Below are 14,156 nucleotides of genomic sequence, written 5' to 3' on the forward strand. Positions count from 1 at the left end.
AAGATCGCGCAAGGTTGGCCCGCACACCCGGCTCGCCCCTGCGAGCCCCGACCCGAACGCGTCGATCATGGACTTGTGGTGCCCGAGATGAGGGCACTCGGGGTTTTTGTCCCCCACCACAACTCCATGATCGACGCACACGCCCACGGTCGACGCACACGCCCACGGTCAACGCACACGCCCATGATCAACGCACACGCCCACGCCCACGGTCGACGCACACGCCCACGGTCGACGTAAACGGGACTCGCGCCCACGAGCCGCGCCCACCCACCCTGGCCCCGTCAATCACACCGCAGGGCCCCTCCGACTCATCTCATGCCGCGTAGGGCGGTCTGTAGGCGTTCCTGGGCGCGGCGGCGGCGCTCGTTGCTCGCCCCGAGCACCAGCAGCAGGATGCCCACCGGGATCAGCGCCAGCCACGGGCCCAGGCTGAACAGGGCGTGGATCGCCGTGATCGCGGTGACCGACGCGCCGACGATCACCGGCGCCTGCTGCCGACTGGACGACCCGAAGATCAGCACCGCGACCGCGCCGAGCAGCAGGAGCATCTGCCGCACCGTGCTGGACTCGGTGGCCAGCACGATCGCCAGCGTCGGCACGAAGGCCGCGACCAGCGCCGGCCCGTACGCCACCCAACTGCTCATGTCGGGTCGGTGGCGCAGCTCCAGAACTCCGACGAGGAGGGCCAGCACGGCGAACGGCAGCGTGTACGCCTCGGGCAGTGCCACGTCGGCGACTCGCATCAGGATCCACCATGCGGTGATCTCACAGACCACCACCGCCCAGAACAGGATCCGGCGTTCCACCGGCCGGCGGCCGGGTCGGGTCGCCGCCACCCCGAGGACAGCGCCCCAGGCGGCCAGCAGGGCGGCGATGTGGCGGGGCGAGTCGAAGGCGAGGGCCAACGCGATCAGCGCGGCAGCGTACCCGGTCCATTCCACGGTGGAGGCTTCACGCTGCGCCTCGGGACGGCGCAGCCGGGGCAGGGTCGCGGCGAGCACCTGGAGGACCGCGCCGACGGCGAGCACCCCGAACGCGGACCAGACCGCCGCCAGCCCGGCGACCAGTCCGGCGGTGAGCACGAAGAGCTGCGCCATGAGTGAGGCGAAGAGCCAGCCGAGGATGCGCGCACGCTGGGTGGTGCCGAACAGCGCCGCCACCGCGCCCACCCCGACCGCGCTGCCGAGGGTGAGCAGTGTCATCTGCCGGTCGGCCAGGCTGCCGGCTAGCCCGGCGCTGCCACCGGCCAGCCCGATGGCGAACACCAGCACCCGGGCCAGCCGCAGCGAGCGGGCCCGCTCGGCCAACGGCGGCGGTGGGGTCAGTGCGAGACCGAGCATCGCGATGGTGAAGACGGAGAGCGCGGCGACGGTGCTGGCGGGCCAGCCCTGGCCCAGCGCGATGGGTGCGATCAGCAGGGTGACGGCTGCCCCGGGCAGCACCACCGGCACGGCCCGGGACCGTCGCCCGCCGCTGAAGCCGGTGGCGGCCAATGCGGCGGTCGCGGTGAGCAGTAACGCCGTCAGCACATGGGTCGGGTTGACCACGTCCGGTGGTGGGGTGAGCAGCTCCGGCGGCGGGCCCTGCCAGATGCGGGTCAGTGTGCGGTGGGGCTCGACCAGGGCGGTGACCAGCGCGGGTGCGATCGAGGCGAGTGCCAGGGCGGTCGGAAGCGCCGCCGCCGCCAACGCACCCGCGGCCGGGTTGACCCGCCACCGCCGCCGCTCCGGGTCGTCCGGCAGCCGCCGTAGGGCGCCGTCGAGTCGTACCGCCCAGCGCCGGACCGGCTGGGCCGCACCGGTGGGCGGCACGGTGGCCGCGCGGATCAACTCGGCCAGTACGCCGAGCAGGGCGGCGGCGGCCGCGTAGACGCCGGCGGCGAGGCCGGTGGGAATGGCGGCGAGGGCGCTGATGGCGGCCCCGCCGACCACCGCCACGCTGACCCAGGGCAGATACTGCGGAACCTGCCGGCGGACCGCGGCCACGGCGGCCAGGCCGAGGCTGGTCGCGGCCAGCGCGGCGGTCAGCACCACCTGTGCCGAGTGTTCGAACTCGGCGGACAGCGCCGCCACGGCACCGGGGAGGGCCAACAGGGCGGCACCGATCGCCGCGCCGCCGATCTGCGCCAGGTGCGGCGGCATCCCCTCGGTCTCGATGTCGGTGACCTGTGGGCCGGCGAGGACGCGGGCCAGCATGGCCACCACCACACCGATCAGCGCGATGCTGCCCAGCGCCAGGGCCGTGGTCCACGGGCGGACCAGTCCGGCTCCGGCGGCGTGCAGCGCGACGACCCCGGCCACCGTGGCCCGGGACAGCCCGGCGCGCGCCTCCTCCGTGGCCACCGCGGCCATGCCGAACACGGTGGCGACCATGCCGCCGACCAGGACCGGTGACCACCAGGCCAGATCGAATGCGGCAGGCGCGCCGATCGTGGCGAGCACCACCGCCACGCCGGACACGTCCCAGCGCCACGGCGGCGGGAGCAGGATGCCGGCGGCGAGGGCCAGCAGCGCCAGCGCGACCGGCGCCTGCCAGGTGGCACCGCCGACGGGGGCGGCCGGCCAGTCGCTCAGGTCGCCTCTCCAGATCGGGCCGGGGGTGGCCAGCACGCCGACCCCACCGCGCACCGCCGACCAGCCGGCGAGGACGCCGATCAGGACACCGCCCACGGTGAGGCCGAGGATCGGCCCGCGTCGCCACTCCTCCGGCATGCTGCGGGCCCCCACGGCGACCACCAGGAGCAGGGCGGCGGCCACCGCCAGCTGCCCACCCGGGGCGAGCACCGCCCCGATCCGTACCAGCGTGGCGATCAGGGCGGTGGTGACCGCCGCGGCGGCCAGGTCCGAGCCGTCGAGGGTAAGGTCGGCTCGACGGCCGGCGTCGATGGAGGGGGCCAGGAAGAGCAGCACCGCCGCGACCAGCAGGAGCGCGCCCACCCAGGCGTCGGCGACTGTCGCGCCGGGCGCCCCGAACGCGGCGGCGGTGACCATCAGCGCGCCCAACCCGGTGCCGACCGACAGCGGCGCCGGGATGTGGCGCTGGGAGACCTGCACGACGGCGGCGTAGCCGAGGGTCACGCAGACCGCCAGGAAGCTGGCCGCCAGGACCGGGACGGTCACCTCGCGGAGACTCGCCGGGGTGGGGGTCGGGTCGCTCGGCATGGTCGCGGCCACGAACGCCGCCACCGCCCCGGGCAGCGCGAACGCGGCGCCGCCCGCGGCCCAGGCGGTGACCGTGTCGGAGGCGGCCGAGGCGATCCGGATCCGGGGCGCCAGCGCGACCAGCGTGCCGGCCACGAACAGGCTGATCAGGACCGCGGCCGTGAGGGTGGGGCTGGCCAGGCTGGCGCCCGCGCCGAACAGGCCGACCACGGCCGCCCCGATGGCGTGCGCCACCGCGGCACGGTCGGTGCGGGCGGAGAGCCCGATGACCCCGATGCCGATCGCGGTGATCACCATTGGCCAGGGTGCCATCGACCAGCCGAGACCGAACGAGGCCGGGACGGCGAGCGCTGTCAGCGCCGCGCCGGCGACCGCGAACTCCCGGCGGATCTCGGTGGGCAGGGCCAGCACCGCCGCGATGGTGAGCAGGAACGCGGCAACCGCGAGCTGCCAGGTGGTCGGCCCGACGGCAGCTGCCAACTCGCCCGGGTACTGGCTCAGGTCGGGATTCCAGGCGGGCAGGGCCGCCCGGACCGGTGCCACCCCGGCGCGTAGCGCGCCGCCGGCGACCACCAGACCACTGACGGTCAGCGCCACCGCGGAGGCGATCTGTGGACCACGTCGGGCCGCCTCCGGGACCGCCCGCACCGCCAGCCCGGTCACCGTGATGACCGCCGCGATCAGCAGCAGCGCCCGGCCGGGGAGTGCCACCGACGCGATTCGGCTGAGCGAGCCGATCACCGCCAGGGTGACGATGCCGGCCGCGACGTCGGGCAGCGGCGGGCGACGCAGCACCAGCGCGCCGGCCAGCCCGATCATCGCGGCCAGCAGCAGCACCACCCCGGCACCGGTCGCGGTCGGCACGGTCTCTGCCCGCAGCAGGGCGGTGACCGCGTACGCCAGGGAGACGGCGACCGCCAGGGCGTGCAGCAACCAGGTCAGCTCACGCAGGCCGGGCACCGGGCGGGTCGGCTGGGGGTCGGCGGTGCCGGCGGTGGCGTCGATCAGCTCGGCGGCCTCCTCCGGGTCGCCCTCCGGCCGGCTCTCCGCGTCGCGTTGGGGGGACGCGGACGGCGTGCCCGGCGACGGCAGGTCCTGCCGGACGGGGCGCTCGACGGTCACGCCGGAGCGGACCAGGCCGAGGTTGACGAGGGCGACGAGGGCCAGCACCAGCGCCCAGCCGCCCGGGCCGGTGATGTGGTCGTACGCCAGCAGGGGCAGCACCGGCTGCGCGGCCAGCACTGTGGCGAAGCGGGGCGCGCGCAGACCGGTCCAACCGGCGTACCCGAACGCGACGGCGGCGGTGACCGCGAAGATCATCCCGGCGAAGATCGTGCCGGAGCCGCCGCCGACGCCGATCCGGTCCACCGCCCAGAGGGCGTTGCCGGCGAGCGGCACCAGCAGCAGGCCGACCGCGGCGATGGTCTCGGCGGTCGAGGTGAGCCCTCGCCGGGCCAGCGCCGGTGGGGCGAGCAGCATCAGCACGGTGGCCAGGAGCAGGATGCCGAGCCGGGCCAGCGCGTCCATCGAGCTGGTGGCCACCGCGGCGAAGACCACCGCGGCCACGCCGAGCAGCAGCGCGCCCAGCCCGAGCGGGATGTTCTGCACCTCGCGCGAGGACGCCTCCGGCGGGTGCTCCGGGTCGTCCACGTCCAGCCAGGCGGCCCGGGGCGGGGGCGGCGGCGGATCTTCCGGGGCGGGCGGGGTGCCCTGGCGGGGCACCCGGGGCGGCGCGCCCATGGTGGCGGTCGGTGGCCGCCGGCCGGGACGGCGGCGCAGCACCCGGCGTGGCCGGGTGGCCTGCTTGATCCGCTCCTCGCCGGCGTGGGCGAGGATGTCCCGCTGGAAGAGCGCGGCCTGCATCTTGGCGGCGATCTGCCGCTGCTCGCGGGCGATGGCGGCGTCGCGCGCCTTCATCTCCGCGATCGAACGCTCAATGTCGCCCAGGTGCTCGACCCACTGTGGTTGATCTGCCCCACAGTGCGGGCATCGAACGGCCGGCTTGATCTCCCGGCCGCACGAGGAGCATTGAAAGGTCGCCACGACACCCCTCCACCCGCACTGTGGACTCCCACTGTCGCAGCATGCCCAAAGCTGGCGCGGATTTCGACTCTTGTCGGCGGGTCCGGGGCAAACAACGACAGCGGCCGGCCATCGAGATGCTCGATGACCGGCCGGTGGCGAGTGCGTCTCGTCAGGGGCGACCCATGCCCCGGTACTCCCAGCCCGCCTGGGTCCACAGTGCCGGGTCGAGGCAGTTGCGGCCGTCGACGACCTTGCGACCCTTGACCAACTCGCCGAGGGCTACCGGGTCGGCATTGCGGAAGTCGGCCCACTCGGTGAGGACGCAGACCAGGTCGGCGTCGTTGACCGCCTCGTTGATGCTGCTCTCGTAGGTCAACTCGGGAACCGCGCGGCGGGCGTTCTCGGTGCCCTGCGGGTCGTACACGTGCACGTCGGCGCCGGCCTTGTGCAGCAGCGCGGCGACCGCGAGCGCCGGGGCGTCGCGGACGTCGTCGGTGTTGGGCTTGAAGGTGGCACCGAGCACGGCGATCCGGGTGCCGGAGAAGTCCGGGCCGGCCGGGCCGGAGCGGCGGCCGAGCAGGTCCGCGGCGAGCTGGAGCACCCGGGTACGCCGACGCAGGTTGATCAGGTCGACCTCGTGCAGGAAGCGCAGCGCCTCGCCGGCGCCCAGCTCCTGGGCGCGGGCCTGGAAGGCCCGGATGTCCTTGGGCAGGCAGGCGCCTCCGAAGCCGAGGCCGGCCTGGAGGAACCGGTTGCCGATCCGCGGGTCGTAGCCGATCGCGCGGGCGAGCTGGGTGACGTCGCCACCGGAGGCCTCGCAGACCTCGGCCATCGCGTTGATGAAGGAGATCTTGGTGGCCAGGAAGGCGTTCGCGGCGACCTTGACCAGCTCGGCGGTGGAGAAGTCGGTGACCACCAGGGGCACCTCGCGGTCCTCCGTGGCGGCCAGGTCGAAAACGCCCTTGTGCGCGGCGTAGAGCATGCCGTTGGCCCACTCGCTCTTGACGCCGACCACGATCCGGTTGGGCCGCAGGACGTCGTCGACGGCGAAGCCCTCCTGGAGGAACTCGGGGCTCCACGCCACCTCGACGTCCAGGTCGTTCGGGGTGTGCTTCCCGACGAGCTGCTCGACCCACTCGGCGGTGCCGACCGGCACCGTGGACTTGCCGACGATCAACGCCTTGCGGGTCAGGTGCTGCGCGAGGCTGGTGACCGACGCCTCGACGTACGACAGGTCCGCGCCCATGCCGTCGGCCCGCTGGGGGGTGCCGACGCAGATGAAGTGCACGTCACCGAAGTCGGCGGTCTCGGCGATGTCGGTGCTGAACCGGAGGCGGCCGGCGGCGAGGTTGCGCCGGAGCAGCTCGTCCAGGCCGGGCTCGTGGATCGGCACCTGACCGGCGTTCAGCATCGCGATCTTGTCGGCGTCGACGTCGAACCCGAGGACCTCGTAGCCCAGTTCGGCGTAGCAGATGGCGTACGTCGCACCGAGGTAACCCGTCCCTAGGAACGTCACCCGCGGCCGGGGTGCGCCCGAGGGCGGAGTCACCGCGGCGATGGCGGGGGTCGGCTGGATGGTGGGGTAGGGGATCGTCACGCCTGTCTTCTCCGCTCGCGCTGGCGTCGCGTCGTCGCGTCGCATTCTGCTGCGGCGCCTGGGCGGGGCACCGGAGGGTGGCTCACTGTCTCAATCTCCATCATCGCTGAGCGCGTAAGGTCCGCCATCTTGCCCATACCTACGCGCCGGTAACATCACCTGAACTGCAGTCGCTAGTCTTCAGTCTGCGCGGTCGGCGGTCAGGAGTCGTCACAGACTGCGCATGATAGTGGTGAAGAGGAGGGCCGAGATGGCCGCAGGGGAGTCGTTCGACGTCTACCGGTTGCCCGAGGAGCACGAGGCGATCCGGGAAGCCGTGCGAGAGGTCTGCGCCGCGAAGGTGGCTCCGCACGCCGCCGAGGCCGACGAGACCGGGGAGTTCCCCAAGGCGTCCTACGACGCGCTGCGAGCTGCCGACTTCCACGCACCGCACATCCCCGAGGAGTACGGCGGCGCGGGCGCGGACGCGCTGGCCACCGCCATCGTCATCGAAGAGGTGGCCCGCGCCTGCGCGTCCTCCTCGCTGATCCCGGCGGTGAACAAACTCGGCACCATGCCGCTGTTGTTGTCCGGTTCCGCCGACCTCAAGAGCCGTTACCTGACGCCGGTCGCCGCCGGTGACGCGATGTTCTCGTACTGCCTCTCCGAGCCGGAGGCGGGCAGCGACGCGGCGTCGATGACCACCAGGGCGGTACGTGACGGGGATCACTGGGTGCTCAACGGTGTGAAGCGGTGGATCACGAACGCCGGAGTGTCCGAGTTCTATACCGTCTTCGCCGTCACCGACCCGTCCGCCCGGTCCCGGGGCATCTCGGCCTTCGTGGTCGAGAAGTCCGATGTCGGCGTGAGCTTCGGCGCGCCGGAGAAGAAGCTCGGCATCAAGGGCTCGCCCACCCGCGAGGTCTACCTCGACAACGTGCGAATCCCGGCCGACCGGATGATCGGCGCGGAGGGCACCGGCTTCGCGACAGCGATGAAGACCCTGGACCACACCCGGGTCACCATCGCCGCGCAGGCCGTCGGGATCGCGCAGGGCGCGCTCGACTACGCGAAGGGGTACGTGGCCGAGCGCCGACAGTTCGGCAAGGCTGTCGCCGAGTTCCAGGGGATCCAGTTCATGCTGGCCGACATGGGCATGAAGCTCGAGGCGGCCCGGCAGCTCACGTACGCGGCCGCCGGCAAGTCGGAGCGCGGCGACGCGGATCTCACCTACTTCGGCGCGGCGGCGAAGTGCTTCGCCTCCGACGCGGCCATGGAGATCACCACCGACGCGGTGCAGTTGCTCGGCGGCTACGGCTACACGCGCGACTACCCGGTCGAGCGGATGATGCGGGACGCCAAGATCACCCAGATCTACGAAGGTACCAACCAGGTGCAGCGCATCGTCATGGCGCGGCAGCTGCTGGCCGACGTCGTCTAGGCTGTTCTCCCAGCTCAGGCTGGGTTGATCTTTCGGTTGGCGGGGTGCGTCCAGGCTGAGGTTCGGTGGCACACGCCGGCACCTGCCCGGCCTGCTCACCACCGCCGCAGCCGCACCCCTCTCGACGAAGGCGTACGCCGGCTCGCCCGTGCCGTCGCCGCCGTGCGGAACCGCCGCTGACTGCAATACCCATATGCTTCGATGTTGGGCTCTGGATCGACTCATCGAAATGCTCATCGCTGGGTAATGGCTGGAATGGCTTTCGTGGTTCGCCTCCAGGTCCGGGCTTCACGGCAGCTAGCCCCGTTGTCGGCGCGGAAACGGAGTCGAGTCATGCCCGATCAGCTCTCCACCAGTGACGTGTTGCCGTCCGACGAGGTAGCGGCCCTCGGATCCCTGTACGAGGCCGAGCGCACGGACGGCGCCGCGAGCCAGAGCACGGTACTTGCGCTGCTCGCCGCCGGCGTCGCCTACATTTCGGCCAGCTCGACCTTCTCGGAGGACATTTTCGCCCGCTTGGGCTGGGCTGCCGTATTTGTTCCGATCCCGGTCTGGATCATCGCGGCTTTTCAATCGCTGATCGTCGTCACCGCGATGATCCGGTCGCTGTCGGTTCGCGCGCTGGAGTACAAGCTGTTCAGGCACACGAGCTTCACGCCCGAAGAGTCCGAAGGCATGGGTCTTCGGGCACTGGAGAGGGTGATGAACCTCGGGGACGAGAAGGGCAAGTGGCCGCACAAGCTGGCGAACGTCTTTTCGTACGCGGCCACCCTCATCCTCGCGATCGGCTACACCATCTACCTGGTGTCCCAAGCTCCGGGCCTGCCGGTCTGCGCCCGGGTCGCGGTGTTCGCGTTCTACGCGCTCGTCCTCGGTCTGGTGCTGGCATCGTGGAGAAGCGGGGGAAAGCTCTACGAAGAGTTGGCGGGCCCCCTGGCGCGGTACCTCTGAAGGGTCCCGGTGCCAGCATGGACCGCGCGGGGTGACTCCCCACACACCGGGAACGCCGTGGGCCCCCGAGGGGTTGCCGAGCGAGAGGATCACCCTCGGATCATCGCCTCACCGGCCGCCCCCGCCACGACCCTGCCTCGTCACATCCACGCTGCCCACCGTCGGGCATCCCACACCGTGCCGCCACGTCCACGCGGTCCCGGTGACGCCCCGCGCCGCCGCTCGTGACGACGCGCCCCGCAGAGAGATCGAGATGATGAAGCAGTTGGTGGAGAAGACCGGACGCGATGCCGTCGTCGCGCAAGAGGTGCCGCCCGGCGACCTGATGACCAACCGTCAACGGGCACAACTCGTCCTCGTACTGGGCGCGTTGATCGCGATCGGCCCGTTGACCATCGACATGTACCTGCCCGCGCTACCCGCCATCACGGCGGGCCTGCAAACCACCGAGACCGCTGTGCAGTTGACGCTGACCGGCACGCTCGTCGGCCTCGCGCTGGGGCAACTGTTGATCGGGCCGCTCTCCGACGTGGTCGGGCGGCGGGTGCCGCTGCTGGCCGGGTTGGCCGCGCACATCGTGGCCTCCGTCCTGTGCGTCTTCGCGCCGAACATCGCGGTGCTCGGCGGGCTGCGCGTCCTCCAGGGGCTCGGCGTCGCCGCCGCCACAGTGGTCGCGACCGCCGTGGTCCGCGACCTGTTCAGCGGGGCCTCCTTCGCCCGGATCTTCTCCCGGCTGATGCTCGTCATGGGCCTGGCGCCCATCCTCGCGCCGACCTTGGGCAGCGGCCTGCTGAGCTGGACAGACTGGCGGGGCGTCTTCGCGGCGCTGGCGGTGCTGGGCGCGCTGCTGATCGTCGTGGCGGCGTTCCGGCTCCCGGAGACCCTTCCGGTGGCGCGTCGGCGGCACGGCGGGGTGCGCGCCACACTGCGCGACTACCGGGGATTGGTCAACGACCGGGCGTTCGTCGGCCTGGTGCTCGTCGCCGGGCTGGCGATGGCGGCCCTGTTCGCGTACGTCTCGGGTTCGTCGTTCGTGCTCCAGCAGGAGTACGGCCTGGACGAGCAGCAGTTCGGCATCGCCTTCGGGGCCGGCGCGGTGGGCCTGATCGGGGCCACCCAGTTCAACGTGCGGCTGCTGCGCCGCTACACCCCACAGCAGATCCTGGTCGGCGCGCTGGTCGCCGGCACGGCGGCCGGCCTGCTGCTGGTCATGTTCGCGGCGACCGGTATCGGTGGCCTGGGCACCCTGCTCGCGTCACTGTGGCTGGTCCTGGCCGCGGCCGGCCTGGCTCTGCCCAACGCGCCGGCGCTGGCCATGAGCCGGCACAGCGAGGCCGCTGGCACCGCTGCGGCGCTGCTCGGCGCGGTGCAGTTCGGCATCGGCGCGGTGTCGGCGCCACTGGCCGGTCTGTTCGGCACCGGGAGCGTACCGATGGCGATCGTCATCGCGGGCGGCATGGCCGCCGCGCTGATCGTCATGGTCCTCGTCGTTCCCCGCGCCAGCCTCGGCACTGTCGACAGGGACCTGGCGGTCGCGCTGCACTAGCCCGGAAGACGAAAGGGGCGGGCCGGTCGACCGGCCCGCCCCGACGGTCAGCGGATCTCGGTGGTGTCCTCGGGGCGCGGTTGACCGCGCGGTGGGGCGGACCAGGGTGATTCGCCACCCACCCGGCGGGGCAGCGGCTCGGTCGCTGTCGAGTCCGCCGGGTAACCCAGAGTCAGGGGCGCGGTGTCGCGCTCCGCGGGCGCGGGGGCCGGCCAGTCGGTCAACGTGAAGTCGTCGTCGCGGGGGCCTCCGTCCGACGCGGGGGTGGGTGCCGCTGCCGGTTCGGTCGCCGAGCTCGGCCACTGCCGCCACCGCTGTTGGCTGAAGGTCGCCATCAGCAGCAGCAGGCCGAGCAGGAAGAGCGTGCCGTTCTCCACTGGCAGTCGCAGCGGCAACGGGTCGCCGAACACCTTCCACTCGTGCGGGATCGCGTCGCGCACCGAGAAGGGCGCCACGAACATCCCGATGTACGGGGTGACCAGCAGCGCTCCGGCCACCATCGGGCCCAGCGGCGAGAAGCGCAGCGTGCCGAGCAGGCCCAGCAGGACACCGCCGACACCGAGGTACACGGCCGGCTCGATCAGGTTGGCGGTGTTGAACGTGCCGATCTCCACCCAGCGGTCGACCGTCCGGCTCGACCCGTCCTGCCCCAGTGTGACCAGCACCCAGGTGATGGGCGCCACCACCAGCCCGGCGAGGAAGCTCCAGAGATGTCGCATCCGCGCACCGTACCGTTTTCGACATGACTGAGCACCTCTCCGCCGCTCCAACCGGCAAGCCGACGTCGTACTCGCGCGTCACTCTCAGCAAGATCATGACCGCGGTGGACGTCAACCTCTACGGCACCGTGCACGGCGGGGTTCTGATGAAGTTCGTCGACGACGTGGCCGGGGCCGCTGCCGCCCGACACAGCGGCGGCACCGCGGTGACCGCGGCGATCGACGAGATCGTCTTCTCCGAGGCGGTCCGGGTGGGCGACCTGGTGCACGCGCACGCCCAGGTGAACTGGACCGGCCAGACCTCGATGGAGGTGGGCGTGCGGGTGGTGGCCGAACGGTGGGACTCGGCCGAGGACGCGCCGGTCCGGGTGGCCACCGCGTACCTGGTGTTCGTCGGAGTGGACGTCGGTGGGGCGCCGCGGGCGGTCCGCCCGGTGCTGCCGGAGACGGCGGAGGACGAGCGCCGGTACAAGGAGGCGGAGATCCGCCGAGCGCACCGGCTGGCCCGCCGCCGCGCCATCCAGGCCCACCGCGCCGGCTGACCCACATGGGGTGCCGGGTTGGAGTGTGGGACGGGCACGCGTCGGTTGGCCTACCCGGTGCGCAGAATGGCGCTTCGAGGTAGGGCAAGATGGCGCCACGGCCCAGTCACAGTGTCGTGTCGGGCCAGGGGGAGGGTGGAGCAGTGGGTGACATGCTGTGGACGCCGCCGGCGGACGTACGTGAGCGGTCCCGGATCGGCGCCTACCTGCGCTGGCTGCGGGAGCACCGCGGGCTGGACTTTGCCGACTACGACGCGCTGTGGCGCTGGTCCACCACCGACCTGGACGGGTTCTGGCGCTCGATCTGGGACCACTTCGTGGTGATCGCGCACACCCCGCCGACCGCCACCCTGGCCGAGCGGGGAATGCCCGGTGCCCGTTGGTTCCCCGACGCCACGCTCAACTACGCGGAGAACGTGCTGCGGATGCCGGGGCGGGCCGACGACGACCCGGTGGTGATCTCCCACGGCCAGACCCGGGCGCCGGTCACGCTGAGCGCCGGTGAGCTGCGCGAGCAGGTCCGCCGGGTGTCGGCCGGGCTGCGTCGGCTCGGCGTCACGCCGGGCGACCGGGTGGCGGCGTACGCCCCGAACATCGCTGAGACCTACGTCCTGCTGCTGGCCACCGCCAGCCTGGGTGCGATCTTCTCGTCCTGCGCGCCCGAGTTCGGCACCCGCAGCGTCACCGACCGTTGGCAGCAGATCGAACCGACGGTGCTGGTCGCCGTGGACGGCTACCGGTACGGCGACAAGCCGGTGGACCGGCGTGCCGAGGTCGCTGCGATCCGGGCCGCGCTGCCGTCGCTGCGCCACACGGTCAGCATCGGCTACCTCGACCCGACGGGCCCCGCGCCCGAGGGCGCGCTGGGCTGGGCCGAGCTGGCCGCGCCCACCGACGAGCCGTTGACGTTCACGCCGGTGCCGTTCGACCACCCGCTCTACGTGCTCTACTCCTCGGGCACCACCGGGCTGCCGAAGCCGATCGTGCACGGCCACGGCGGCATCCTGCTGGAGCACCTGAAGATGCTCGCCCTGCACCACGACCTGGGCCCGGCCGACCGGTTCTTCTGGTTCACCACCACCGGCTGGATGATGTGGAACTTCCTGGTCTCCGGCCCGGCGGTGGGTGCGGCCATCGTGCTCTTCGACGGCAACCCGGGAGTCCGGGCGGAGCCCGGCCGGCCGGCCGAGCCTGACCTCGGCGGGCTGTGGCGGCTGGCGGCGGAGACCGGCACCACGTACTTCGGCACCTCCGCGCCGTACCTGCTGGCCTGCCGCAAGGCCGGGTTGGTCCCCCGGGACGTCGCCGACCTGTCGGCGCTGCGCGGCGTGGGTTCCACAGGTGCGCCACTGCCCGCCGAGGGCTTCCGCTGGGTGTACGAGACCGTCGGTGACCACCTCCAGCTCCAGTCGCTCTCCGGCGGCACCGACGTGTGCACCGGTTTCGTCGGTGGGGTGCCGCTGCTGCCGGTGTACGCCGGTGAGATCGCCTGCCGGGCGTTGGGCGCCAAGGTGGAGGCCCGTTCCGCCGACGGCACGCCGGTCATCGGTGAGCTCGGCGAGCTGGTGATCACCGAACCGATGCCGAGCATGCCGGTGGGCTTCTGGAACGACAGGGACGGCACCCGCTACGCGGAGGCGTACTTCGACGTCTACCCCGGCGTCTGGCGGCACGGCGACTGGATCACCATCAACGAGCGGGGCGGCTGCGTGATCACCGGCCGCTCCGACGCCACACTCAACCGTGGTGGGGTGCGGCTCGGCACCGCCGAGTTCTACTCGGTCGTGGAAGGGCTCGACGAGGTGCTCGACTCGGTCGTCGTGCACCTGGAGGACGACGAGGGCGGCGCCGGTGAGCTGCTGCTCTTCGTGGTGCTGGCCGAGGGTCTGGAGTTGGACGACCCGATGCGCGCGAAGATCTGCCGTGAACTGCGTACGGCGCTCTCACCCCGGCACGTGCCCGACGAGATCCATCAGGTGCGCTCGGTGCCCCGTACCCTCTCGGCGAAGAAGCTGGAGGTGCCGGTCAAGAAGATCCTCACCGGCACGCCGGTCGACCAGGCCGCGGCGAAGGGCGCCCTGGTCAATCCCGAGTCCCTGACCGCGTTCGCCGCCCTGGCCCAACGCCGCGCGACGTCCTGACCCCTCCCCGCGATCTTGCACTTTCTGTCCCGACTCAAGGGGCATTCCACC

8 protein-coding genes are annotated in these 14,156 nt (G+C 72.2%); 5 read left to right on the plus strand and 3 right to left on the minus strand.

Going from position 1 to position 14,156, the window contains the following annotated elements; all coding sequences use genetic code 11:
- Window positions 1–311: 311 nt before the first annotated feature.
- A complete protein-coding gene (locus ABZS40_RS02920) occupies window positions 312–5,207 on the minus strand; it encodes a permease (protein WP_354941269.1) in 4,896 nt (1,631 codons plus the stop codon).
- Window positions 5,208–5,358: 151 nt separating this feature from the next.
- Window positions 5,359–6,786 (minus strand): UDP-glucose/GDP-mannose dehydrogenase family protein, encoded by a 1,428-nt coding sequence (locus tag ABZS40_RS02925; RefSeq protein ID WP_238679775.1) that lies wholly within the window; start codon window positions 6,784–6,786, stop codon window positions 5,359–5,361.
- A gap of 250 nt (window positions 6,787–7,036) precedes the next feature.
- Here ABZS40_RS02925 and ABZS40_RS02930 point away from each other — a divergent pair, with 250 nt between their 5' ends.
- From ABZS40_RS02930 to ABZS40_RS02940, 3 genes are all read left to right on the plus strand, one after another.
- Window positions 7,037–8,206, plus strand: coding sequence for an acyl-CoA dehydrogenase family protein (locus ABZS40_RS02930; protein WP_354941271.1), 1,170 nt, complete (start codon window positions 7,037–7,039; stop codon window positions 8,204–8,206).
- Between the two features lie 333 nt (window positions 8,207–8,539).
- A complete protein-coding gene (locus tag ABZS40_RS02935; protein WP_354941273.1) occupies window positions 8,540–9,157 on the plus strand; it encodes a hypothetical protein in 618 nt (205 codons plus the stop codon).
- 325 nt (window positions 9,158–9,482) lie between these two features.
- A complete protein-coding gene (locus ABZS40_RS02940; RefSeq protein ID WP_354941594.1) occupies window positions 9,483–10,703 on the plus strand; it encodes a multidrug effflux MFS transporter in 1,221 nt (406 codons plus the stop codon).
- 47 nt (window positions 10,704–10,750) lie between these two features.
- On the opposite strand, the gene ABZS40_RS02945 is transcribed toward ABZS40_RS02940, so the two are convergent.
- Window positions 10,751–11,422: a hypothetical protein gene (locus ABZS40_RS02945; protein WP_354941275.1), complete on the minus strand. Its 672-nt coding sequence runs from the start codon at window positions 11,420–11,422 to the stop codon at window positions 10,751–10,753.
- 23 nt (window positions 11,423–11,445) lie between these two features.
- Here ABZS40_RS02945 and ABZS40_RS02950 point away from each other — a divergent pair, with 23 nt between their 5' ends.
- Together ABZS40_RS02950 and ABZS40_RS02955 are read left to right on the plus strand one after the other, a co-directional pair.
- Entirely contained in the window at window positions 11,446–11,964 is a 519-nt protein-coding gene (locus ABZS40_RS02950) for a hotdog domain-containing protein (RefSeq protein ID WP_091394150.1), read from the plus strand.
- A gap of 143 nt (window positions 11,965–12,107) precedes the next feature.
- On the plus strand, window positions 12,108–14,105 hold the full coding sequence (locus ABZS40_RS02955) for an acetoacetate--CoA ligase (RefSeq protein WP_354941278.1): 1,998 nt from the start codon (window positions 12,108–12,110) through the stop codon (window positions 14,103–14,105).
- Window positions 14,106–14,156 lie beyond the last annotated feature (51 nt).

Origin of the sequence: Micromonospora sp. NPDC005324, assembly GCF_040607155.1 — a bacterium.
Classification (GTDB): Bacteria; Actinomycetota; Actinomycetes; order Mycobacteriales; family Micromonosporaceae; genus Micromonospora; species Micromonospora trifolii.

Bases quoted from the DNA above. Each gene is read 5' to 3' on its own strand.
- ABZS40_RS02950 (WP_091394150.1), top strand. From the start codon at position 11,446: ATGACTGAGCACCTCTCCGCCGCTCCAACCGGCAAGCCGACGTCGTAC.
- ABZS40_RS02935 (WP_354941273.1), top strand. From the start codon at position 8,540: ATGCCCGATCAGCTCTCCACCAGTGACGTGTTGCCGTCCGACGAGGTA.
- ABZS40_RS02945 (WP_354941275.1), bottom strand. From the start codon at position 11,422: ATGCGACATCTCTGGAGCTTCCTCGCCGGGCTGGTGGTGGCGCCCATC.
- ABZS40_RS02930 (WP_354941271.1), top strand. From the start codon at position 7,037: ATGGCCGCAGGGGAGTCGTTCGACGTCTACCGGTTGCCCGAGGAGCAC.
- ABZS40_RS02940 (WP_354941594.1), top strand. From the start codon at position 9,483: ATGACCAACCGTCAACGGGCACAACTCGTCCTCGTACTGGGCGCGTTG.